This is a genomic window from Nonomuraea sp. NPDC050643, from assembly GCF_040654715.1.
In the GTDB taxonomy this organism is placed as follows: domain Bacteria; phylum Actinomycetota; class Actinomycetes; order Streptosporangiales; family Streptosporangiaceae; genus Nonomuraea.
Map to the genome: position 1 here is coordinate 1 of NZ_JBFAIM010000014.1, position 21976 is coordinate 21976.

The 21976-nt window shown below is 71.7% G+C and carries 19 protein-coding genes; 15 read left to right on the top strand and 4 right to left on the bottom strand.

The features are described from left to right. Positions 1–105 precede the first annotated feature (105 nt). Both AB0I15_RS19725 and AB0I15_RS19730 read right to left on the bottom strand, forming a co-directional pair. Positions 106–984, bottom strand: a complete 879-nt coding sequence (locus AB0I15_RS19725) for a glutamate ABC transporter substrate-binding protein (protein ID WP_358097080.1) — start codon at positions 982–984, stop codon at positions 106–108. Positions 985–1002: 18 nt separating this feature from the next. Next, a complete protein-coding gene (locus AB0I15_RS19730; RefSeq protein WP_358097082.1) occupies positions 1003–1758 on the bottom strand; it encodes an amino acid ABC transporter ATP-binding protein in 756 nt (251 codons plus the stop codon). Between the two features lie 138 nt (positions 1759–1896). Between AB0I15_RS19730 and miaB the strand changes: the two genes are divergently transcribed. From miaB to AB0I15_RS19755, 5 genes are all read left to right on the top strand, one after another. Then, positions 1897–3393 (top strand): tRNA (N6-isopentenyl adenosine(37)-C2)-methylthiotransferase MiaB, encoded by a 1497-nt coding sequence (gene miaB, locus AB0I15_RS19735; RefSeq protein WP_358097086.1) that lies wholly within the window; start codon positions 1897–1899, stop codon positions 3391–3393. A gap of 400 nt (positions 3394–3793) precedes the next feature. Continuing rightward, on the top strand, positions 3794–4033 hold the full coding sequence (locus AB0I15_RS19740; RefSeq protein WP_358097088.1) for a hypothetical protein: 240 nt from the start codon (positions 3794–3796) through the stop codon (positions 4031–4033). Positions 4034–4300: 267 nt separating this feature from the next. After that, positions 4301–4897 (top strand): hypothetical protein, encoded by a 597-nt coding sequence (locus tag AB0I15_RS19745; protein WP_358097091.1) that lies wholly within the window; start codon positions 4301–4303, stop codon positions 4895–4897. A gap of 82 nt (positions 4898–4979) precedes the next feature. Continuing rightward, a complete protein-coding gene (locus tag AB0I15_RS19750; RefSeq protein ID WP_358097094.1) occupies positions 4980–5732 on the top strand; it encodes an isocitrate lyase/phosphoenolpyruvate mutase family protein in 753 nt (250 codons plus the stop codon). Between the two features lie 34 nt (positions 5733–5766). After that, the gene (locus tag AB0I15_RS19755) at positions 5767–6450 is read left to right on the top strand and encodes a hypothetical protein (protein WP_358097096.1); all 684 of its coding nucleotides are present in this window, start codon (positions 5767–5769) and stop codon (positions 6448–6450) included. On the opposite strand, the gene AB0I15_RS19760 is transcribed toward AB0I15_RS19755, so the two are convergent. Continuing rightward, a complete protein-coding gene (locus AB0I15_RS19760; protein ID WP_358097098.1) occupies positions 6426–7340 on the bottom strand; it encodes a ribonuclease Z in 915 nt (304 codons plus the stop codon). The genes AB0I15_RS19755 and AB0I15_RS19760 overlap by 25 nt on opposite strands. A 1-nt stretch (position 7341) precedes the next feature. On the opposite strand from AB0I15_RS19760, the gene AB0I15_RS19765 reads away from it, so the two are divergent. The 6 genes from AB0I15_RS19765 (at position 7342) to AB0I15_RS19790 (ending at position 13738) form a co-directional block, all read left to right on the top strand. Then, positions 7342–7875, top strand: a complete 534-nt coding sequence (locus AB0I15_RS19765) for a methylated-DNA--[protein]-cysteine S-methyltransferase (RefSeq protein WP_358097900.1) — start codon at positions 7342–7344, stop codon at positions 7873–7875. A gap of 12 nt (positions 7876–7887) precedes the next feature. Further along, positions 7888–8793 (top strand): tRNA (adenosine(37)-N6)-dimethylallyltransferase MiaA, encoded by a 906-nt coding sequence (gene miaA / locus AB0I15_RS19770; RefSeq protein WP_358097101.1) that lies wholly within the window; start codon positions 7888–7890, stop codon positions 8791–8793. 9 nt (positions 8794–8802) lie between these two features. Next, a complete protein-coding gene (dapF, locus tag AB0I15_RS19775) occupies positions 8803–9615 on the top strand; it encodes a diaminopimelate epimerase (protein ID WP_358097104.1) in 813 nt (270 codons plus the stop codon). Between the two features lie 48 nt (positions 9616–9663). Further along, positions 9664–10419 carry a hypothetical protein gene (locus AB0I15_RS19780; protein WP_358097107.1) on the top strand — a complete coding sequence of 252 codons (756 nt, stop codon included), beginning with the start codon at positions 9664–9666 and terminating at the stop codon, positions 10417–10419. Beyond that, positions 10403–12715, top strand: coding sequence for a tetratricopeptide repeat protein (locus AB0I15_RS19785; protein WP_358097110.1), 2313 nt, complete (start codon positions 10403–10405; stop codon positions 12713–12715). The genes AB0I15_RS19780 and AB0I15_RS19785 overlap by 17 nt, the downstream gene beginning before the upstream one ends. A gap of 264 nt (positions 12716–12979) precedes the next feature. Beyond that, on the top strand, positions 12980–13738 hold the full coding sequence (locus AB0I15_RS19790; RefSeq protein WP_358097113.1) for an SDR family oxidoreductase: 759 nt from the start codon (positions 12980–12982) through the stop codon (positions 13736–13738). An 87-nt stretch (positions 13739–13825) separates the two neighbouring features. Here the strand turns inward: AB0I15_RS19790 and AB0I15_RS19795 are convergent, their stop codons facing one another. Beyond that, entirely contained in the window at positions 13826–14827 is a 1002-nt protein-coding gene (locus AB0I15_RS19795; RefSeq protein ID WP_358097116.1) for a helix-turn-helix domain-containing protein, read from the bottom strand. A gap of 140 nt (positions 14828–14967) precedes the next feature. Between AB0I15_RS19795 and AB0I15_RS19800 the strand changes: the two genes are divergently transcribed. The 4 genes from AB0I15_RS19800 to AB0I15_RS19815 are packed head-to-tail and all read left to right on the top strand — an operon-like array spanning position 14968 to position 21933. After that, on the top strand, positions 14968–17355 hold the full coding sequence (locus tag AB0I15_RS19800; RefSeq protein WP_358097119.1) for an FAD-dependent oxidoreductase: 2388 nt from the start codon (positions 14968–14970) through the stop codon (positions 17353–17355). Further along, positions 17352–18554, top strand: a complete 1203-nt coding sequence (locus AB0I15_RS19805; RefSeq protein ID WP_358097120.1) for a sarcosine oxidase subunit beta family protein — start codon at positions 17352–17354, stop codon at positions 18552–18554. Before AB0I15_RS19800 ends, AB0I15_RS19805 begins: the two co-directional genes overlap by 4 nt. Further along, positions 18554–18796 (top strand): sarcosine oxidase subunit delta, encoded by a 243-nt coding sequence (locus tag AB0I15_RS19810; RefSeq protein WP_358097123.1) that lies wholly within the window; start codon positions 18554–18556, stop codon positions 18794–18796. Before AB0I15_RS19805 ends, AB0I15_RS19810 begins: the two co-directional genes overlap by 1 nt. Next, positions 18793–21933 carry a 2Fe-2S iron-sulfur cluster-binding protein gene (locus tag AB0I15_RS19815; protein WP_358097126.1) on the top strand — a complete coding sequence of 1047 codons (3141 nt, stop codon included), beginning with the start codon at positions 18793–18795 and terminating at the stop codon, positions 21931–21933. The genes AB0I15_RS19810 and AB0I15_RS19815 overlap by 4 nt, the downstream gene beginning before the upstream one ends. Positions 21934–21976 lie beyond the last annotated feature (43 nt).

Here is a 21976-nt window from a genome sequence, read left to right on the forward strand (position 1 = left end):
CGAAGGTCGTGACGACGGGGTGGGCGCCGAAGGGCACGGCGGCGTTCGGCTCGCCCGGTCTGCGCACGCCGGTGGTACGCCAGCCGGCCGCCGCCACTGGCATGATCAGGCGCAACCCTCGGCCGGCGGTGCGGCGTCCGACACCTTCAGACCCTGGATGCCACCGAACCACTTGTCCAGCAGCTGCTTCATGGTGCCGCTGTCCCACAGCTTCTTCACCGCGGTGTTGACGGCCTCGCAGGTCTTGGTGTCGCCCTTCTTCAGGCCGACGCCGTATTTCTCGTCCGTGAAGCCCTGGCCCAGCACCTTGAAGTTGCCACCGGCCTGCTTGGCGAAGCCCGCCAGGATCAGGTCGTCGGTGGTGACCGCGTCGAGGTTGCTGCCGTTGAGCTTCTGCACGCACTCGGAGTAGTTGGCCGCGTCGACGGTGGTGGCGTCGATGTCGAGCTCGCCGTCCGGCGGCGGGTCCGTGATGCGCTTGTACGAGTTGGAGCCCGCGGCCTTGCAGATCTTCTTGCCCTTGAGGTCCTGCGGGGTGTTGATGGAGGTGTCGTCCTTGCGGACCATCACGTCCTGGTGGGCGACGACGTAGGGGCCGCCGAAGCTGACCTTGCCCTTGCGCTCCTCGGTGATGGAGTAGGTCGCGAAGACGATGTCGACCGTGCCGTTCTGGAGGAACGGCTCGCGGTTGGAGGAGGCCGACTCCTTCCACTCGATCTTCACGTCCTTGCCGCCGGCCATCTCCTTCAGGACGGCCTTGGCAACGTCGACGTCAAAGCCCTCGGGCTCGTTGCCCATCTTCAGGCCCAAGCTCGGCTGGTCCCACTTGGTGCCGACCACGATCGTGCCGCCGCCCGTGACCTTGTCGGCCACGGTGGCGAAGCTCTGCTCGCCGCCGCCCCCGGCGCCGCCACCGCCGCAAGCGGTCAGACCTGCGGCCAGGGCCGCTATCGAGAGCACCGCTCCCATTCGACGCATGTGCATGTGTACCTGCCTCAATTATCAGTGCGTGAGGATCTTCGAAAGGAAGTCACGCGCCCGGTCGGTCTGCGCGTTGGTGAAGAACTCGTCGGGGGTGTTCTCCTCCACGATCTGCCCGTCGGCCATGAACACGACCCGGTTGGCCGCCCGGCGGGCGAAGCCCATCTCGTGCGTGACGACCATCATGGTCATCCCGTCGCGGGCCAGCCCGATCATGACGTCGAGCACCTCCTGCACCATCTCGGGGTCCAGTGCGGAGGTCGGCTCGTCGAACAGGATCATCTTCGGGTCCATGGCCAGTGCCCTGGCGATGGCGACTCGCTGCTGCTGGCCGCCGGAGAGCTGGGCGGGATATTTGTCCGCCTGCGCCGCGATGCCCACCCGCTCGAGCAGTTCCATCGCCTGCTTGTTGGCGGCGTCGCGGGCCTTGCCGCGAACCTTGATGGGGCCCAGCGTGACGTTCTCGCGGATGGTCTTGTGGGCGAACAAATTGAACGACTGGAAGACCATGCCGACTTCGGAACGCAGCCTGGCCAGGCCTTTGCCCTCCGCGGGCAGCTCCTGGCCGTCAAATATGATCTTGCCGTCGTTGATCGTCTCCAGCCGGTTGATCGTCCGGCACAGCGTGGACTTCCCACCGCCCGACGGGCCGATGACGACCAGAACCTCGCCACGAGAGACGGTCAAGTTGATGTTCTTCAGGACGTGCAGCGCCCCGAAGTGCTTGTTGACGTTCTCCATCCGAACCAGTGGAGTGACGTCGCCGTTCTCCGTCATGGACCAAAACGGTAGAGGGCGTAAGAGCGCTGGTCACTAACCGAGCGGTACCGATCCGATCACATCATGCCATCAAGCTGGTCTTTTAGATCGGTACGGACCGCCGCAAGCCACACAACGACTACCCTTGAACGTGCCATGACTGTGACCCAGGAGGGCGCCCGCACCTACCAAGTGCGCACATACGGGTGCCAGATGAACGTCCACGACTCCGAGCGGCTGTCGGGCCTGCTGGAGGACGCCGGTTACGTGCCCGCTCACGACGGCGAGACGGCCGACGTGGTCGTGTTCAACACGTGCGCCGTGCGGGAGAACGCCGACAACCGCCTCTACGGCAACCTCGGCCATCTGAGGCCCGCCAAGGTGAGCAACCCGCGCATGCAGATCGCCGTCGGCGGCTGCCTGGCGCAGAAGGACCAGGGCGAGATCGTCCGCAGGGCCCCGTGGGTCGACGTGGTGTTCGGCACGCACAACATCGGCTCGCTGCCGGTGCTGCTGGAGCGGGCCCGCATCGAGGGCGAGTCGCAGGTCGAGCTGAAGGAGTCGCTCGAGGTCTTCCCCTCGACGCTGCCCACCAAGCGCGAGTCCGCCTACGCCGCGTGGGTGTCGGTCTCGGTCGGCTGCAACAACACCTGCACCTTCTGCATCGTGCCGTCGTTGCGCGGCAAGGAGAAGGACCGCCGGCCCGGCGACATCCTGTCCGAGGTGCGGACGCTGGTGGAGCAGGGGGCGCTCGAGGTCACGCTGCTGGGCCAGAACGTCAACACCTACGGCGTGGAGTTCGGCGACCGGCTCGCCTTCGGCAAGCTGCTGCGCTCGTGCGGCACGATCGAGGGCCTGGAGCGGGTCCGCTTCACCTCGCCGCACCCGGCCGCCTTCACCGACGACGTGATCGCCGCCATGGCGGAGACGCCCAACGTCATGCACCAGCTCCACATGCCGCTGCAGTCGGGCTCCGACCGGGTGCTGAAGGCGATGCGGCGCTCCTACCGGGCGGAGCGCTACCTGGGCATCATCGAACGGGTGCGCGCCGCCATGCCCGACGCGGCCATCTCGACCGACATCATCGTCGGCTTCCCCGGGGAGACCGAGGAGGACTTCCAGGGCACGCTCGACGTGGTCCGGCGCAGCCGCTTCGCCAACGCCTTCACCTTCCAATACTCCATCCGGCCCGGCACCCCCGCGGCCACCATGCCCGACCAGGTGCCCAAGGAGGTCGTGCAGGAGCGCTACGAGCGGCTCGTGGCCCTGCAGGAGGAGATCTCCTGGGAGGAGAACAAGAAGCAGGTCGGCCGCACGCTCGAGGTGCTCGTGGCCGAGGGCGAGGGGCGCAAGGACGACGCCACCCACCGCCTGTCGGGGCGCGCGGCGGACAACCGGCTGGTGCACTTCGCGGTCGGGTCCGAGACGCCGCGGCCGGGTGACATGGTGACGGTCGAGGTGACGTACGCGGCTCCGCACCACCTGGTGGCCGACGGCGAGGTGCGCGCGCTGCGGCGTACCCGGGCGGGTGACGCCTGGCAGGCCCGCCAGTCCGGCGGCTCGGTTCCGGCGCCGGGAGTGCTGCTGGGAATGCCCACCATCGGCCGCCCCGCACCGCTTCCGGCCTCCACCGGAGGCTGCTCGGCGCACTGAGACGGGTTCGGTTCTCGAAAGGGCGGTGCTCCGGCACCGCCCTTTTCGCGTCGGCGTGAGCGGGTCAGGCGCTGCCGGACGTCAGCGGGTCAGGCGCTGCAGGAAGTCGTAACACGGCTGCCTGCGGAAGTCGTGGAAGGTGGCGCAGGGGTCCGGCATGCCGCGGCCCGGCCGCCGCGGCGGCAGGGTCCGCTCCGTGACGACGGACGGCTGGGGAGCCGGCTGAAGGGACGGCGGAGACGGCGCCTGCGGGGGTGCCTGAGGGGGCGGCTGCGGGGCCGGCGAGCCGTGCGGACGAGGTACGGCCGGTCGTCTCTTCGGCGGCCGCTCGGACCCTTTCCCGGACCTGGGCTGTGGGCCCGCCGAGCGGGCGGGCACCGCCGACGGAGAGGCCAGCGAGATGGGCGGCACCATGGGCGGCACCATGGGCGGCACCATGGGCGGCACCGCCTCGATCCACGGCGGCAGCAGGGGCCCGAGCGCGTCCGCCGACTGCGCCGAGGAGAACGCCGAAGGGAAATGGAGCGGTCCACTGGAAGATGTCGGCACGCGGGGAGATTTGGTCGCTGTTGGTGTTCCGTTCGATGCCGAGAGTGGCGACGGAGTGGAATTCGATCTTGGGGAAAGCGGTGTTTCCTGATCGAATTCCGGAGAAGTTCGCGGGGCTGGTTGGGGTGTCTGGGTGAATGCCAGGAATATTCCCAGTGTCGCTGTGACGAGTACCCCGGCTGCTCCGGCCATGGGTGCCAGGTTGGCGCGGCGACCTGGCCAAATGGATCTAAGGGGGGACAAGTCGTGATTCCTTTGTGATTGGTGTGCGAGCATTCAGCTGTTGCGGCTAGTGTGGTCCATCACCCGCGGAAGCCGGCGAGCTTTCCCCGATACGACCGCAGGGAGCTGCACCACCATGCAAGATCCGAACGAGGCGGATCGTCCCGAGATCCTGTCCGGGCCTGGAGATACTCGGCTGGCGTCGAGAAATGGGCCCTCGGGAAACAGGCCACCGAAGAAGAAGAGCAACAACAAGATCCTCTTCATTGTCGCCTCGGCGCTCGTCGCCGTGCTCACGGCGGGCGGCGTGGGCTACATGCTGGCCTCCAACCCCGGTGCGGCCGCCCAGCAGGGCGGCGGGCCCGCGCCCACCCAGACGGCCGCCGGGACCGACGACCTCCAGGACGACGAGAACGCCACCATGGGCGACGCCACGACCGACGACCCCGGCGACGACCTGTCCACCGACGACCCCGGCGACGGCGGCACGGGCGACGTCGCCGACCCCGGCACGGGCGGCGGCGAACCGGTCACGAGCGGTGGCGACCCGGGCACCGGATCCACCGGCACCGACCCCTCGACGGGCAACAAGCAGACGGGCACCGGCAAGAAGCCGGCGACGACGTCCCCCACCAAGTCGCCGCAGTCCTCGGGGAACGGCACCCCGGCGGACAACCCCGCGGACGGCCCGGCGGGCGAGGTCAGCGGCCAGTGCTCGGCGAAGGGATGCTAGACCTGCCGCGGTGAAGTGGTTTGCCGGATATGGACGGCATTGGACCTGTGGCAGGAGCCACTCCGCTCCCTAGGGTCGAGGCATGACCACTGACAGAGCGGCCGTGCTGCGCGCGCTGCACGTGCCGGGAACCCCTCTCGTCCTGCCCAACGTCTGGGACGCCGCCTCGGCCCGGGCCGTGCACGAGGCCGGGTTCCCCGCGATCGCCACCGGCAGCGCCGCCGTCGCCCGCGTGCTCGGCTACGAGGACGGCGAGGACACGCCGGTGGAGGAGATGATGGCCGCCGTCGCCCGCATCGTGCGGGCCGTCGACCTGCCCGTCACCGCCGACGTCGAGCGCGGCTACGGGCTCAAGCCGGCCGAGCTGGCCGAACGCCTGGCCGCGACCGGGGCCGTCGGGTGCAACCTGGAGGACTCCCTGCCGGGGCACGGCGAGCTGGTCGAGCCCGAGGCCCAGGCCGAGTTCCTGGCCGAGGTGCGGGCCGCGGCCGGCGACACGCTCGTGATCAACGCCCGGATCGACCTGTACCTGCGCGGCGGGGCCCTGTCGGCTGCCGGGCGTGCGGCGGCCGTCGAGCGCGGGCGGCGGTATCTGGAGGCGGGGGCCGACTGCGTGTACCCCATCGGGCTGGGGGACGAGGACGAGATCGCGGCCCTGGCCGACGCGCTGGGCGGGCGGGTGAACATCCTGTTCAGGCCGGGGGCGCCGGAGCTCGCCAGGCTGGCGGAGCTCGGGGTGGCCCGGATCAGCTTCGGCCACGGGCTGCACGAGGCGTCCCACGCGTACGCGCGGAGCCTGTTCGCGAAGGTGCGGGAGGGCCGCAGCCCCTACTGACGTTTCTGGCCGGGTGTTACGTACGCTTGCGCTCGTGCTTGTCGCCGCGGCCGTCTGCCCGCCAACCCCGCTGGTCGTGCTCGAGATGCCCGACCTCCGCTCCGCCTGCCACACCGCCATCGCCGCGCTGCGCGAGGCGCGGCCCGACACACTGATCGTCGTGGGCGGCGCGGAGACCACCAGGACGTACGACGCCACCGCGGCGGGCACCCTGCGCCCTTGGGGCGTGGACGTCGCCACCGGGCACGGCGAGCCCGTGCTCCCGCTGTCCCTGACCGTCGGCCGCCTGCTCCTGGACGGATCTGCGGCGGGCGGCCCGGGTGGTCACGATCCCGGTGGGCTCCAGTCCGTGGCCTTCGACACGCCGGCCCTGGAGTGCCTGGAGCTCGGGGCGAAGCTGGCGGTCGCGGGGGAGCGGGTGGCGCTGCTCGTCGTGGGCGACGGCTCGGCCTGCCTCAGCCCCAGGGCGCCGGGCAAGCACGACGACGCGGCCGGGCCGTTCGACGACCGCATCGCGGACGCCATCGCCGGCGCCGACTCCGGGGCGCTCGCCGCCCTCGACCCGGCCGAGGCGGACCGGCTGTGGGTGAGCGGCCGGGCCGCCCTCCAGGTGCTGGCGGGAGCGGCCGGCGTGGCGGGCGCGGGACCGTTCGAGGGACGGCTGCTGATGCGGGCGGCCCCCTACGGGGTCGGCTATTTCGCCGGGTCGTGGACCTGACGCCGCGGCACGGGGATCCGCATCAGGTCGCGGGCCAGGACGACCTCGCCGGCGAAGCTGCGGCGTACTTCCTGGGTGAACGTGGGCTCGTCGTCGAACCCGTAGCGCTCGGAGAAGTGGGTGAGGACCAGCCTGCGCACGCCCGTCTGAGCCGCCACCAGCCCCGCCTCGTAGGCCGTTAAATGCCCGTATTCCTTGGCCAGCGCGCTCTCGGAGGACAGGAACGTGGACTCGATCACCAGCAGGTCGGCCGCGGCGGCCAGCTCGAACACGGCGTCGCAGAGCCGCGTGTCCATGATGAAGGCCGCGCTCTGGCCCGGCTTGGGGACGCTGCACTCGTCGAGCGTCACCCCGCGTACGGAACCGGTGCGCTGCAGCTCGCCGATCTCCGGACCCCTGATGCCGTGGGCGGCCAGCCGCTCGGGCAGCATGCGGCGGCCGGGCGGCTCCTGGAGGCGGTAGCCGTACGACTCGATGGGGTGGGACAGCAGACGCGCGGTCAGCGGGCCGACGGTGGCCACGTCGCCGGAGAGCGGATGCTCGGAGATCACCGACGTGTCGGCGAACGCGGCGGCGTGCCGCAGCCTGCGCCAGTAGGTCTCGCCGGAGCCGGGGAACACCGCGCGTACGGGATGCCTGACCTTGTCGCGGGCGATGCGCTGCACGACCCCCGGCACCCCCAGGCAGTGGTCGCCGTGGAAGTGCGTCAGGCAGATCCAGTGCACGTCGTGCGCGCTCAGCCCGGCGTGCACCATCTGCCGCTGGGTGCCCTCACCTGGGTCGAAGAGAAAGCCTTGACCGTCCCAGCGCACGAGGTAGCCGTTGTGGTTACGGTGTCGGGTGGGCACCGCGCTTGAGGTGCCCAGCACCACGAGTTCACGAGAGGACATGATGACCACGGTGACCACGGTCGCCTTCGCCGAGGTGCCGACGCCGGTGGGGCCGTTCGTGCTGGGCATCACCGAGACCGGGCTCGTCGTGTCGGGCTGGGGCGCCCGGACGGCTTCCCGGGCGCGACTGGCAGAGCGCCTCGGCCTGGCTGAAGTTCATGATGCGGATCGTACGGCCTGCGCCGTCGCCGAGCTCAACGCGTATTTCGCCGGTGAGCTGAAAGTCTTCGAGACGCCCATCGACTGGCGGTTGATGTCCGGTTCGCGGCTCCAGGTGCTCCAGGCCCTGCACCGGGTCCCCTACGGCACCGCCGTCACCTACGGCGAGCTGGCCCGGCTCAGCGGCTCCAGCGTGCCCGCCCGCGGCATCGGCTCGATCATGGGCTCCAACCCGATCCCCATCATCGTGCCCTGCCACCGCGTCATCGCGGCGGGCGCCGGGCTGGGCGGGTTCAGCGGTGGCGAGGGCGTGGAGACCAAGCGGTGGCTGCTCACCCACGAGGGCTACCTGCAACCGACATTGCTGGATCTCTAGCACACTTGTCGTGTGCGCCAGCAGCCAGTCATCGCCGTCGTCGGCCCCACCGCGGCCGGAAAGTCCGATCTCGCCGTGGATCTCGCCCTCCGGCTGGGGGGTGAGTGCGTCAACGCCGATTCCATGCAGCTCTACCGCGGCATGGACATCGGCACGGCCAAGCTCACCCCGGAGGAGCAGCGCGGGGTGCCGCACCACCTGCTGGACATCTGGGACGTGACGGTCACCGCCAGCGTGGCCGAATACCAGAAGCTGGCCAGGGCGGTGATCGACGGCCTCGAGACGCCGGTGCTGGTGGGCGGCAGCGGCCTGTACGTGCGGGCGGCCATCGACGAGCTGGACTTCCCCGGCACCGAGCCGGAGATCAGGGCCAGGCTGGAGGCCGAGCTGGCCGAGCGCGGCCCGGCCCCTCTCCACGAGCGCCTGCGCGAGCTGGATCCGGCCGCGGCCGAGGTCATCCTGCCGAGCAACGGCCGCCGCATCGTGCGCGCCCTGGAGGTGATCGAGCTTTCCGGGCGTCCGTTCTCGGCCAGCATGCCGTCCTACGACGCCGTCTATCCGAGCGTCCAGATCGGCATCGAGGTGCCCAGGCCGGAGCTCGACCGTCGGATCGAGGTCAGGGTCGAGCGCATGTGGCAGGCCGGGCTGGTGGACGAGGTGCGCGCGCTGCTGGGACAGGGCCTGGCCGAGGGGCGCACCGCCAGCCGCGCGCTCGGCTACGCGCAGGTCATCCGCTTCCTCACCGGCGAGTGGGGCGAGGAGCGGGCGTTCGCCGAGACGGTCAGGCTGACCAGGCGTTTCGCCCGCCGCCAGGAGTCGTGGTTCCGCCGGGATCCGCGGGTGTGCTGGCTGCCGTACGATGCTCCCGATCTGCTGGAGCGATCCCTCGCGCGAGTCGCCGGACACCCATGCGCATAAACTCCTACAATGCGCTTTCTCAAGGGGCACGGCACCGAGAACGATTTCGTCATCCTTCCTGATCCGAACGGCGAGGTCGATATCTCGGCCGTGCTGGTCGCCAAGATCTGTGACAGGAGAGCCGGGATCGGCGCCGACGGAGTGCTCCGGGTGGCGCCCACGAAGCTCTCCCCCGAGGTGGCCGAGCACGCCGGCGTGAGCGAGTGGTTCATGGACTACCGCAACGCCGACGGCAGCGTGGCGGAGATGTGCGGCAACGGCATGCGCGTGTTCGCCCGCTACCTGATCGACAACGGGCTGGTCGACGCGCCGGACTTCTCGGTGGCGACCAGGGGCGGCGTCCGCCGGATCCACGTGGAGGCCAACGGCGACATCACGGTCGACATGGGCAAGCCCGTCGTCCACGGCGAGAGCGTGGCCACGGTCAACGGCACCGAATACCCGGGGATCCACGTCGTCCTGGGCAACCCCCACCTGGCCTGCGCCATCGGCGACCCCGTCGTCCAGCTCGAGCTCGCCTACCAGCCGGGCTTCGACACCACGGTCTTCCCCACCGGCGTCAACATCGAGCTGTTCAACCCCGTCGGCACCGCCCGCGCCGTCATGCGCGTCTACGAGCGCGGCTCCGGCGAGACCCGCTCCTGCGGCACCGGCGCGGTGGCCACGGCGGTCGCCGCCGCCCACCTGTCGGGCGACACCACCGGCACGTGGACGATCGAGGTGGTGGGCGGCACGCTGACCGTCATCCTCGAAGAGGACACGAGCTATCTGTCCGGTCCCGCGGTCATCGTCGCCAGCGGCGAACTGATGCTTGCAGAATGAAGTTCTGATAGGAGATCCTGAGTCTACTTCGCGAACTGAGAGGTGGACATGGCTGACCCACGCACCACCGCTGTCCAGGTCAAGGCGCCTATCGGCCAGTTCGGCGGCGGGTTCATGATCTCCAGAGAGGCCAAGGCCGTCTGCGAGGAGTACGGCCTCGGAGCCCGCGAGTTCTATTTCAGAGGCCGCTGCGGCGTCCTCGGCGAGTGCGACGCCGACGTGGTCGAGTCCGTCGCCGTCTTCTTCCCCTCCGCGCACGTCGAGGAGAGCTGGAACGGCGGCCGCAAGCTCGCGGCCGAGCGCGCCGTCGAGCTCTACGCGGAGGTCTGCCAGGCGTGGGGCCGGCGCAAGCTGGGCCACTACGACGGCTGCGCCAGGCTCGCCGAACTGCTCGAGAAGGCCGTCCGGCGGGCCTCGCCCGTAGGGGCGCCGCTGTTCGCCGGGTGGCGGGCCGTGCCCCTGCCGGACGACCCGGCCGCCAGGGCCGTCCAGCTCATGCACGTCGTACGCGAGCTGCGCGGCGGCCTGCACGCCAACGCGGTGATCGCGGCCGGCCTGCACCCGCTGGAGGCCACGCTCGCGACCGGCCACGACGCCACGCCGTTCGGGCACGCGGCCGGCGAGCTGATCGCCAAGTTCTTCACCTGGCCGGAGCCGTACGCCACGCCCGGCCCCGACGTCGTGGCGCGGCGCGCGGCCGTGGAGGAGACCACCGACGATCTCATGACACCGGTATTTTCGGTCCTCGACGACAGCGAATCGGACGAGCTGATCGAGCTTCTGCGTTTTGGGCACGCTCGTTGACCTGGCAGACTGGCTGCCCATGGACGTGGACATCTGGGCCTGGGTCGGCGAAACCCAGCAGCAGCTTTCCGAGGCGGGCAACGTTGGCCTCGCCATGGCGCTGGGAGACCTCCCTGCACAGGCCTATGAGGGCCGATATCCGCAGCTCGACGTCATGGCCCCGGCCATCGCGCAGCAGGCGGAGTCGCTCGAGCTGCCGTGGCTCGAGTTCTACGCCCGCTACTGGCACCTGATCGGCCGTGTCGGCGATCGGGCCCAGGGCGCGGTCGCCATAGACGACGCGCAGCAACTTCTGACGTTCGCCCAGCGCGAAGACGTGCGGGAGTGCCCGGCCACTCCGGCGGCGGTCGAGGCGCTGGCGATCACGTGGGCCAACGCCGACGGCCCCGGCTACGCGAGCGAGCGCCTCGAGACCCTGGGCGCCTACATCGAGAAGACGAGCCCGGAGAAGCCGGCCTTCACCGGGCTCGCGACGCAATACGTCGCCGCCCTCATCGACGCGGGCAAGCCGGGCGAGGCCGTGAGCTACGCCGAGTCCGCCGTCGAGCGGCTGCGGGTGGCCGGGCGCGAGGCGAGCTGGGAGCTCGGCGCCGAGAGCGCCCGCGCGCTGCTGGCCGCCGGCCGCGCCGAGGACGCGCTCACCGCGCTGCAGGCCGCGGCCGGGTTCCAGGCCGACGACCCGGTGGCCAAGGAGCACCGCGACGGCGTGCGGCGGGCCCTGATCCTGTCCACCCTGGGCCGCACCGCCGAGGCCGTGGACGCGCTGCCCGACCTCGACGTGGTCGGCGAGCACCCGCGCGTGTTCGTGGAGTGGGCGCAGGCCGTCAACAAGCTGGCCGACTCCTCGCAGATCACCAACACCTGGCAGCTCGGCCGCGTGCTGCGCCAGTGGATGGACTACTTCGGCATGATGGGCGGCTACCGCGCCCGCGTCGAGCTCGCGCTGATCGCGGGCGAGCTGGCCATCGCCAGGCAGGGCGTCTGGCAGGCGAGACTGCTGGCCGACGTGGCCGAGGCCGGCAGCGCCGAGCTGCGCGAGAGCGGCGACCTGGGCGAGCGCATCGCCGCCCTGCGGGCCGCCGCCGAGTCCGCCACGGAGCCCGAGGCGCCCGGCCCGCTGGAGGAGACCGTCGGCCTCTTCGACGCCGCCGACGGCTTCAACGCCGACCCGGAGCGGTGGGTCGGCTGGCTGGCGCCGCTGTCCGGCAAGGACCTCGAGGCCACCCGCCGCCACACCACCACGCTGGGCTTCCTCGGCTACCCGGCCACCGGTGCCGACATCTACTGGAAGATGCTCGTCGACTCCGGCGACATCGCCACCGCCGACGCCGACGACGTGGCCTACCTGACCACGCTGCTCGTCGAGGCCCGCCAGGACGAGCGGCTCGAGCAGATGGCCGCCCTGCTGCCGCACGCCGCCCAGCACCTCACGCTGGCCAGGCTCCACAGCGCCCGCGAGCGCTGGCAGGAGACGCTCGACGCCGCCGAGCACGCCGTCGCCGCCGGGGCCGGGCTCGAGGCCCGCCGCCTGCTGTCCGGCGCCGCCCAGCAGCTCGACCACAACGACAGGGCCGCCGGCGTGCTGCTCGAAGTGCTCGACGACCTCGTCGACGAGGACGTCTGGCGCATGATCGTCATGGCCACCTCGGCCGAGGACTGGGACACCGTGCGCAAGGGCGCGGCCAAGATCGGCATGCCGATCAAGTCCAAGGAGGGCCCGATCGAGGAGGAGATGGGCCTCATCAGGCTCATCCTGCCCGCGCCCGACGGCGGCCAGCGCCAGGTGCTGTCCATCCGCACCGGCCCGGCCACCGCCCGGCTGGCCCTGCCGCAGCCGCGCGGCATGGACTACAATGCCGGCGACCTGGTCGTCTTCGACCCGCAGCTCCTCGAGCCGGTTCCGGAAGACCCCCAGGAGCAGCAGAACTTCGTGCCGCCGTTCGCGGCGGTGCGCATCCTGCGGCCCGGCGGCTACACCAGCTACTTCTTCGACGGCGCCGCGCCGAGCGAGGAGGACTGGGCGGAGTTCACCGAGGTCATGGCCGAGCGCGGCTGGCCGATGTGGGTCTACAGCGACGAGAACTACACGATCAACCACCCGACCAGCGGAGAGTCGCTGCCGGGGGTGTTCGGCTGGGTCGCGGTGCCGCCCAACGTGTCGCCCAACGAGGTCGACGCCCTGCTCGACGACGCCACCGAGCGGTGGGTGCACCCGCTGGCCTGGCTCGACCTGGCTCGCGAGATCGACGTCGAGGTCGAGCGGCACGAGCGCATCGTCAAGGAATACGGCCTCTAGGATCCCCGGCTTCAGGGCTTTCCGGCACCGGTGTCATCCGGGTGCCGGACGGCCTGGTCCCGGCGGCTGAGGTCTTCGGGTCTTGGCCGGTGGGCCTTGGACCGGGGGTTTCGGTCGGGATGGTGGTCGGCTCGGTGAGCCGTCCGTCCGGGGCGGTGAGGGTTCGGTCCCGGTGGTTCGGGTTCGGCCTGGTGGTTCGGGTTGGGCTGGGGTGGTTCGGGTTCGGTCGGGTGGTTCGGGTTCGGTGGGAAGGTGGGGACTGGCATGCTGGAGCGTTTCCGGCTTGACGGCAAGGTCGCGATCGTCACCGGTGCCTCTTCCGGGCTGGGTGTGGCGTTCGCCCGCGGCCTGGCCGAGGCGGGCGCCGACGTCGTGATCGGCGCCCGGCGCGCGGACCTGCTGGAGGAGACGCGACGGCTGGTCGAGGAGACCGGCCGCCGGTGCCTGGCCGTGCCGACCGACGTGGCGCGGCCCGAAGACTGCGACGCGCTCGTGGCCGCCGCCGTCGAGGCCATGGGCGGCGTCGACGTGCTGATCAACAACGCGGGCGTCGGCACCGCCGTGCCCGCCACCCGCGAAACGCCCGAGCAGTTCCGTCAGGTGGTCGAGGTCAATCTGCACGGCACCTACTGGATGGCGCAGGCGTGCGCGCGGGTGATGCGGCCCGGCTCGTCGATCGTGAACATCGGCAGCGTGCTCGGCGAGACCACGGCCGGGCTGCCGCAGGCCGCCTACAGCGCGTCCAAGGCGGGGGTCATCGGGCTCACGCGCGACCTCGCCCAGCAGTGGACCGCGCGGCGCGGCATCAGGGTCAACTGCCTGGAGCCGGGGTTCTTCGCCTCGGAGATGACCGAGCAGTACAAACCGGGCTACCTCGAGGCGATCGTGGAGTCGCGGGTGGTCATGGGACGGCCGGGCGATCCGGACGAGCTGGTGGCGGCCGCGGTGTTCCTGGCGAGCGACGCGGCCTCGTACATCACCGGGGTGAGGCTGCCGGTGGACGGCGGGATCCTGATCACCTAGGCCGGCCGGTGGCCGGGGGATTCCGCTCACCTAGGTCGAGCCGGTGGCCGGGGGGATTTGCTCAATCAGCTCGGGGATTCTGCTCGGTCAGGTCAGCAGGTCGTGCTGGGCGGCGAGGAAGCCGGCGTGGAAGCGGGTTCGGGCGCCCAGTCGTTCGCACAGGACCTGCACGCGGCGCTGCACCGTGCGCGGACTCAGGCCGAGTTGCCGGGCGATGGCGTCGTCCTTCATGCCGGCCGCGAGCAGCGCCAGCACCTCCGTGTCGGGAGCCTGCGGCCACGCCTCCGGCTCTAGGGTCTCGGCCGTCAGGCGGAGCGGCACGGCGCCCCGCCACAGCGTCTCGAACAGCCCCACCAGGGCGTCGAGCAGCGCGGACGGATGCACCACGAGCGCGCTCTCCACGGCCATGTCCTCGTCGGAGACCAGCGGCAGGATGGCGGTGCGGGCGTCGGCGATGGCCAGCTTGACCGGCACCTGCCCGAGCCGGGCCTGCTCGCCGTCCTCGATGGCGCGGCGGGTGTGGGCCAGCATGCCCGGGTGCTCGAACGCCTGCGGGCTGTAGATGCCGCGAGTGGGCGCCCCCTGGCGGGCCGCGCGCTGGCGGTTCTCCTGGTCGTCGCTGATGTCCACCGCGTACGGCGGATGCACCAGCACCAGCATCTCGCTCGTGGCGTTGCGTTCGAGCTGGAGATACCGGCGGGCCACGGCGTCGCGCCCGCTCACCACCTCCAGCACCTCCTCCGGATGCGGCCCGCTGCGCTCGGCGACCTCGGTGGCCAGCAGCGCGGCGGCGGCCCGGCTGTGGGTGATCTCCTCCTGGCGGCGCGCCACGAGGATGTCGATGGCGACATTGGGGGGAGTGGCGACCAGTCGCAGCGGCCGGCCCGCCACCCGGGAGATCAGGCCGAGGTCCTCCAGCCTGGGCAGCATGCGGCGGATGGCGGCGGCCGACGAGCCGGTCTCGGCCGCCAGCCGGCTCAACGTCGCCGGCCCGTGCCTGAGCAGGGCACGGTAGGCGGTCTCCTCGGCGACGGTCACACCGAGCCCTTCCAGCAAGCGCCGCTGCGCCATGTCGCCTCTCTCTGACATGCCATGATCCCCGATCAGCGTATGGGGCGCCGCGGGCGGCGGTCCACCGGGGGGAAGGCTCTTGTTCCGGGATGCGCGGAGGCTTATGTTCGTTGCGTACTGAGCCACGTGTTGCGCATTGAGGAACAACCGGAGGCGTCATGAGTCGGCCCCGTTTGGTGATCATCGGAGCGGGGATCGTGGGCTGCGCCCTCGCCGACGAGCTCACCCAGCGGGGGTGGACGGACGTCACGGTCGTCGACCAGGGGCCGCTCTTCGCCGCCGGAGGATCCAGCTCGCACGCGCCCGGCCTGGTCTTCCAGACGAACCCGTCGAAGACGATGACCGAGTTCGCCGCCTACACCGTGCGCAAGTACCTGAGCCTGGGCGTGTTCCGCCAGGTCGGCGGCCTGGAGGTGGCCACCACCCCGGAACGCTGGACCGACCTGCGTCGCAAGCACGGCTGGGCCGAGTCGTGGGGCGTCGAGGCGCGCCTGGTCGACGCGGCCGAGTGCGCCGGGCTCTGGCCGCTGCTCGACCGGGACCGGGTGCTCGGTGGGTTCCACGTGCCGGGCGATGGGCTGGCCGCCGCCGTGGACTGCGGCGAGGCGCAGGCGGCGCGGGCCACCGAGCGTGGGGCCAGGTTCCTGGGCGGGCACACGGTGATCGGCGTCGAGCAGCGGGGCGGCCGGGTCACCGGGGTCGCGGTGGTGGCCTCGGGGGAGCACCGGACGATCCCCGCCGACGTGGTGGTCTGCGCGGCCGGCTTCTGGGGGCCCTCGATCGGCGCGATGGCCGGGCTGACCGTGCCGCTGCTGCCCCTGGCCCACCAGTACGCCAAGTCCGGCCCCCTGCCGGCCCTGCCGGAGGGCCCGATCCTCCGTCACCAGGACCGCGACCTGTACTTCCGCCGGCACGGCGACCGCGTCGGCATCGGCTCGTACGCCCACCGCCCCATGCCGGTCACCCAGGCCGAGATCGGCCCCAAGGCCACCACCATGCCCTCGGTGCAGGCCTTCACCGAGGAGGACTTCGACCCCTCCTGGCGCGACGCGGTGGAGCTGATGCCCGCGCTGGCCGAGTCCAAGTACGAGGACGGCATCAACGGCGTCTTCTCCTTCACCCCCGACGGCTTCCCGCTGATCGGCGAGGCCCCGCACCTCGACGGGTTCTGGCTGGCCGAGGCCGTCTGGGTGACGCACTCGGCCGGGGTCGCCAGGGCGCTGGCCGAGGTGCTGGTGGACGGGCGCTCGGGGTACGACCTGCACGAGTGCGACCTCAACCGGTTCGAGCAGGTGCAGTTGTCGCCCGCGTTCATCGAGGAGCGGGGCAGGCAGAACTTCGTCGAGGTCTACGACGTCATCCATCCGCTGCAGCCGATGGAGTCGCCGCGCCCGCTGCGTACCAGCCCGTTCCATCCGCGGCAGCGGGAGCTGGGCGCGCGCTTCCTGGAGGCGGCCGGATGGGAGCGGCCGCACTGGTTCGAGGCCAACGCGCCCCTCCTCGCGGGCCTCGCCGAGCCCGTCCTGGGCGCGGCGCGGCGGGACGCGTGGGCGAGCCGGTACTGGTCGCCGATCGCCGCCGCCGAGTCCCACGCGACCAGGGAGCGGGTGGCGCTCTACGACATGACGCCGCTCAAGCGCATCGAGGTCGCCGGGCCGGGATCGGCGGCGTTCCTGCAGCGCATGACGACGAACAATGTGGACAAGAAGCCCGGCTCGGTCACCTACACGCTGCTGCTCGACGTCAAGGGCGGCATCAGGTCCGACCTCACGGTGGCCCGGCTGGACGAGCACACCTTCCAGGTCGGCGCGAACGGCAACCTCGACCTCGACTGGCTGACCAGGCACGCCCCCGGCGGTGTACGGGTCCGCGACCTGACCCCCGCCACCTGCTGCGTCGGCGTGTGGGGGCCACTGGCCAGGGAGCTGGTGCAGCCGCTGACCGACATGGACCTGTCGCACGAGGGCCTGCGCTACTTCAACTGCCGATCCGGATATATCGGGCACGTCCCGGTGCTCGCGCTGCGCGTCTCCTACGTCGGCGAGCTGGGCTGGGAGCTCTACACCACCGCCGACATGGGCCTCAAGCTGTGGGACACGCTCTGGGCGCCCGGGCTGGCCGTCGCGGGCGGCCGGGCCGCGTTCAACAGCCTGCGGGTGGAGAAGGGCTACCGGCTCTGGGGCGTGGACATGACGACCGAGCACGACCCGTACGAGGCGGGGCTGGCCTTCGCCGTCAAGGCGGACAAGGACTTCATCGGCCGTGACGCGCTGTCCATCGAGGTCACCCGCAAGCTGGTGCCGCTGCTCAGCGCCGAGGTGGTCATGGGCAAGGAGCCCGTACGGCACGGCGGCCGCACGGTCGGATACGTCACCAGCGCCGCGTACGGCCACACCATCCAGCGCCCGATCGCCTACGCCTGGCTGCCGGCCGAGCTGGCCGAACCCGGGACACATGTCGAAATTTCCTACTTCGGCCGCCGCGTCCCCGCGGAGGTCGCCGCCGAGCCCCTGTACGACCCCGGGATGGAGAAGATCAGACGTTGACCCACCCCGACTTCCTCTGGCGCAACCCCGACCCCAAGCCGTCCTACGACGTGGTCATCGTGGGCGGCGGCGGGCACGGCCTGGCCACCGCCTACTACCTGGCCGAGAACCACGGCGTGACCAACGTCGCCGTCCTGGAGCGGGGCTGGCTGGCCGGCGGGAACATGGCGCGCAACACCACGATCATCCGCTCCAACTACCTGTGGGACGAGAGCGCCGCCATCTACGAGCACTCGCTGAAACTGTGGGAGGGCCTGAGCGCCGCGCTCGACTACGACCTGCGGTTCAGCCAGCGCGGCGTGCTCAACCTGGCGCACAACCTGGGCGACGTGCGCGAGGGCAGGCGCAGGGTGAACGCCAACCGGCGGAGCGGCGTGGACGCCGAATGGCTGGACGCGGACGAGGTCAAGAAGTTCTGCCCGATAATCAACGTGTCCGAGCGGGCCCGCTACCCCGTCATGGGGGCCACCCTGCAGCGGCGCGGCGGGATCGCCAAGCACGACCACGTGGCCTGGGCGCTGGCCCGAGGGGCGGACGCGTACGGGATCGACCTCATCCAGGGGTGCGAGGTCACCGGGTTCGAGATCACGGACAACAGGGTGCGGGCCGTGCTGACCTCGCGCGGCCGGATCGCCGCCGGGAAGGTCGCGCTCGCGGCGGCCGGGCACACCTCGGTGCTCGCCGAGCGGGCCGGGATCCGGCTGCCGCTGCAGTCGCACCCGCTGCAGGCGCTGGTGTCGGAGCTGCTGGAGCCGGTGCTCGACTGCGTGGTCATGTCGAACGCCGTGCACGTGTACGTCAGCCAGGCGCACAAGGGCGAGCTGGTCATGGGGGCGGGGATCGACGCGTACAACTCCTATGGGCAGCGCGGCGGCGTGCACGTCATCGAGGCGCAGATGGCGGCGGCGCTGGAGCTGTTCCCGATCTTCAGCCGGGTACGCGTGCTGCGTACGTGGGCCGGCATCGTGGACGTCTCCCCGGACGCCTCGCCCATCATCGGCCCCACGCCGGTGGAGGGCCTGTACATCAACGCGGGCTGGGGCACCGGCGGCTTCAAGGCCACGCCGGGCTCCGGCTGGGTGTACGCCCACACGTTGGCCCACGACCGGCCGCATCCGCTGGCGGAGCCGTTCGCACTGGACCGGTTCACGACGGGGGCGCTCATCGACGAGCACGGCGCGGCGGCGGTGGCGCACTGATGCTGCTCATCGACTGCCCGCACTGCGGCCCCCGCGACGAGGACGAGTTCCGGTACGGCGGCCAGGCCGGCATCGCCTGCCCCACCGGCGAGACCACCGACGAGGAGTGGGCCGCGTACGTCTTCCTGCGCGACAACCCCAAGGGCTGGTTCCACGAGCGCTGGTTCCACGCGCACGGCTGCCGGACCTGGTTCACGGCCGAGCGCCATACGGTCACCCACGAGTTCCGGAAGGCGCCATGAGGTTCACGTTCGACGGCCGGGCGATGCGCGGCGAGCCCGGGGACACGCTGGCCGCCGCCCTGCTGCGCAACGGCGTGCGGGTGGTCGGCCGCAGCGTGGAGCTCGGCCGGCCCCGCGGGATCTTCACCGCCGGTCCCGAGGAGCCGAACGCGCTTGTCCGCGTGGGCGCCGACCCCATGCTGGCGGCCACCACGGTGGAGCTGTACGACGGGCTGGAGGCGTGGAGCCTGCGCGGCAAGGGCCGCGTGGGCCTCGACGCCATGGACCAGGTGGACGACCGGCGCCGCGACAAGGGCTACCTGCACTGCGACGTGCTCGTGGTCGGCGGCGGCCCGGCGGGGCTGGCCGCGGCGGTGGCGGCCGGGCGGCAGGGCGCGCGGGTGATCCTCGTGGACGAGCGGCCCCGCCTCGGCGGCGACCTGCTCGACAGCCGGGTGACGCTGGACGGGGCGCCCGCGCTGGACTGGGTGGACGGGCTCGACCTGCCCGGCCGGGTGCTCACGCGGACGACCGCCGTCGGCTACTACGACCACAACTACGTGGTGGCGGTGGAGCGGCGGGCGCGGGGCGAGCGGCTGTGGCACTTCAGGGCGCGCCGGGTGGTGCTGGCGACGGGAGCGCACGAGCGCTCGCTCGCCTTTCCCGGCAACGACCGGCCCGGCGTGATGCTGGCCTCGGCGGCGCGGACCTACGCGAACCGGTACGGCGTGGCGGCCGGGCGGCGGGCGGTGGTGTTCGCGTGCGCGGACTCCGGCTACGAGGCGGCCAGGGACCTGGCGGCGGCCGGGGTGGAGATCGTCGAGATCGTGGACCCGCGCGTCGCCGGCGAGGTGGTGACCGGCACCACGGGCGACGCGGACGGCGTGCTGACCGGCGTTCAGGTGGGCTCCCGGTATCTGGAGGCCGATCTGCTGGCGGTGGCCGGCGGCTGGAACCCGGCCGTGCACCTGTTCAGCCAGTCGCAGGGGCGGGTCCGGTTCGACGAGGTGGCGCAGGCGTTCGTCCCCGGCAGGTCGGCCCAGGCCGAGCGGTCGGCCGGTGCCTGCCGGGGCCTGTACGGCACCCGCGAGGCCATCGAGGACGGCTACGCGGCGGGGGCCGAGGCGGCCAGGCTCGCGGCGGGGATCGAGGCGGCCAGGCTCGCGCCGGCGGACGGTGGGGCGGTCGCGCCCGAGTTCGGTGTGCCCGAGTTCGATGTGCCCGAGTGTGACGAGCGGCCGTCGCGCCCGCCGGCCGCCCTGTGGACGGTCGAGGGGGCCTCGGACGAGCCCGCCTTCGCCGACCTGCAGCGGGACGTGACCGTGGCCGACCTGGCCAGGGCCACGGGGACGGGCATGCGCTCGGTGGAGCACGTCAAGCGTTACACCACCGCCGGCACAGGCGCCGACCAGGGCAAGACCTCGGGCGCGGTCGTCGTCGGCGTCATGTCGGCGCTGCTCGGAGCCGCTCCGGGCGAGGTGGGGACGACCACGTTCCGGCCGCCGTACACGCCGGTGTCCTTCGCCACCCTGGCCGGGCGTGACCGTGGCGCGCTGTCCGACCCCGTCAGGACCACCGCCATGCACGAGGCGCACCTCGCCCTCGGGGCGGTGTTCGAGGACGTCGGCCAGTGGAAGCGCCCGCGCTACTTCCCGCTGGACGGAGAGGCGATGGAGGCCGCGGTGCTGCGCGAATGCCGCGCCGCCCGCACCTCCGTGGCCGCCATGGACGCCTCCACCCTCGGCAAGATCGACATCCGGGGCCGCGACGCCGCCGGGTTCCTCGACCGGATCTACACCAACCTGTACTCCACCCTCGCCGTCGGCGCCTGCCGTTACGGCGTGATGTGCCGGGCCGACGGGATGGTGTTCGACGACGGCACCACGACCAGGCTGGCCGAGGAGCACTTCCTGATGACCACGACCACGGGCAACGCCGCCGCCGTGCTCGACTGGCTGGAGGAGTGGCACCAGACGGAGTGGCCGGACCTGGACGTGGCGTTCACGTCGGTCACCGACCACTGGGCCACCGTCGCCGTCGCGGGCCCGCGCGCCAGGCAGGTCGTCGCGGCGATCGCGCCGGAGGCGGCCGGCCTGGCCTTCATGCGCTACGCGGCCACGCCGGTGCTGGGGGTGCCCGGCCGGGTGTTCAGGATCAGCTTCTCCGGCGAGTTGGCCTACGAGGTCAACGTGCCGTGGCCGTACGGCAGGGCGCTGTGGGAGGCGGTGCTGGCGCTCGGCGCGGTGCCGTACGGGACGGAGACCATGCACGTGCTGCGGGCCGAGAAGGGGTTCGCGATCGTCGGCCAGGAGACCGACGGCACCGTCACCCCGCAGGACCTCGGCATGTCGTGGCTGATCTCCAAGCGCAAGCCCGACTTCGTCGGCAAGCGGTCGCACGCCCGCCCCGACACGGCCAGGAGCGACCGCAAGCACCTGGTCGGCCTGCTGCCCGACGACCCGGCGGTCCTCGTGGAGGAGGGCGCCCAGCTCGTCGCGGGCGACGGGTCGCCGATGCTCGGGCACGTGACCTCCAGTTACGCCAGTGCCGCGCTCGGGCGTACGTTCTGCCTGGCGCTGGCCAGGAACGTCGCGCCCGGCGACCGGCTCACGGCGGTGGCGGGCGGGGCGGCGCATCCGGTGACCGTCGTGGAGCCCGTCTTCCACGACCCGGAGAACGCCCGCCGCGACGGCGAGCCGCTGACCGCCGCGCCGCCCGTGTTCGGGGGCGAATGCCGCGCCGAGAGCCCGGCCGCCGCGTTCGCCGCCCGGTTCGAGGCGGCCGGTGGTCCTGGTGTGCGGCTGCGGGAGGTGGCGTTCGAGCCGATGTGGGAGGTGCGGGGCGCGGACCCGGGGGTGGGGCTGCGGCTGGGCCCGTCCTGGTGGCTCGTGTACGGAAATATCACGCCACGGGCGGGGTGGGTGGACGTGTCGGGACAGCGTACGGTCCTGGAGCTGTCGGGCCCGCGCGCGGACGACGTCCTGATCACCGGCTGCCCCGTTGACCTGCACTCTCTCCCCGGCCACGCCCAGACGCCGCTCGGCAAGACCTCCGTCATCCTGGAGCGGCCGGCGCCCGGCGTCTACCGGATCTACGTCAGGTCGTCCTTCACCGGTTACCTGGCGGAGTGGCTCCTCGACGCCATTGAGGCGTTATAGGTCTATATCCGGGCATTACCTAGACTTTACGAAAACATCGACG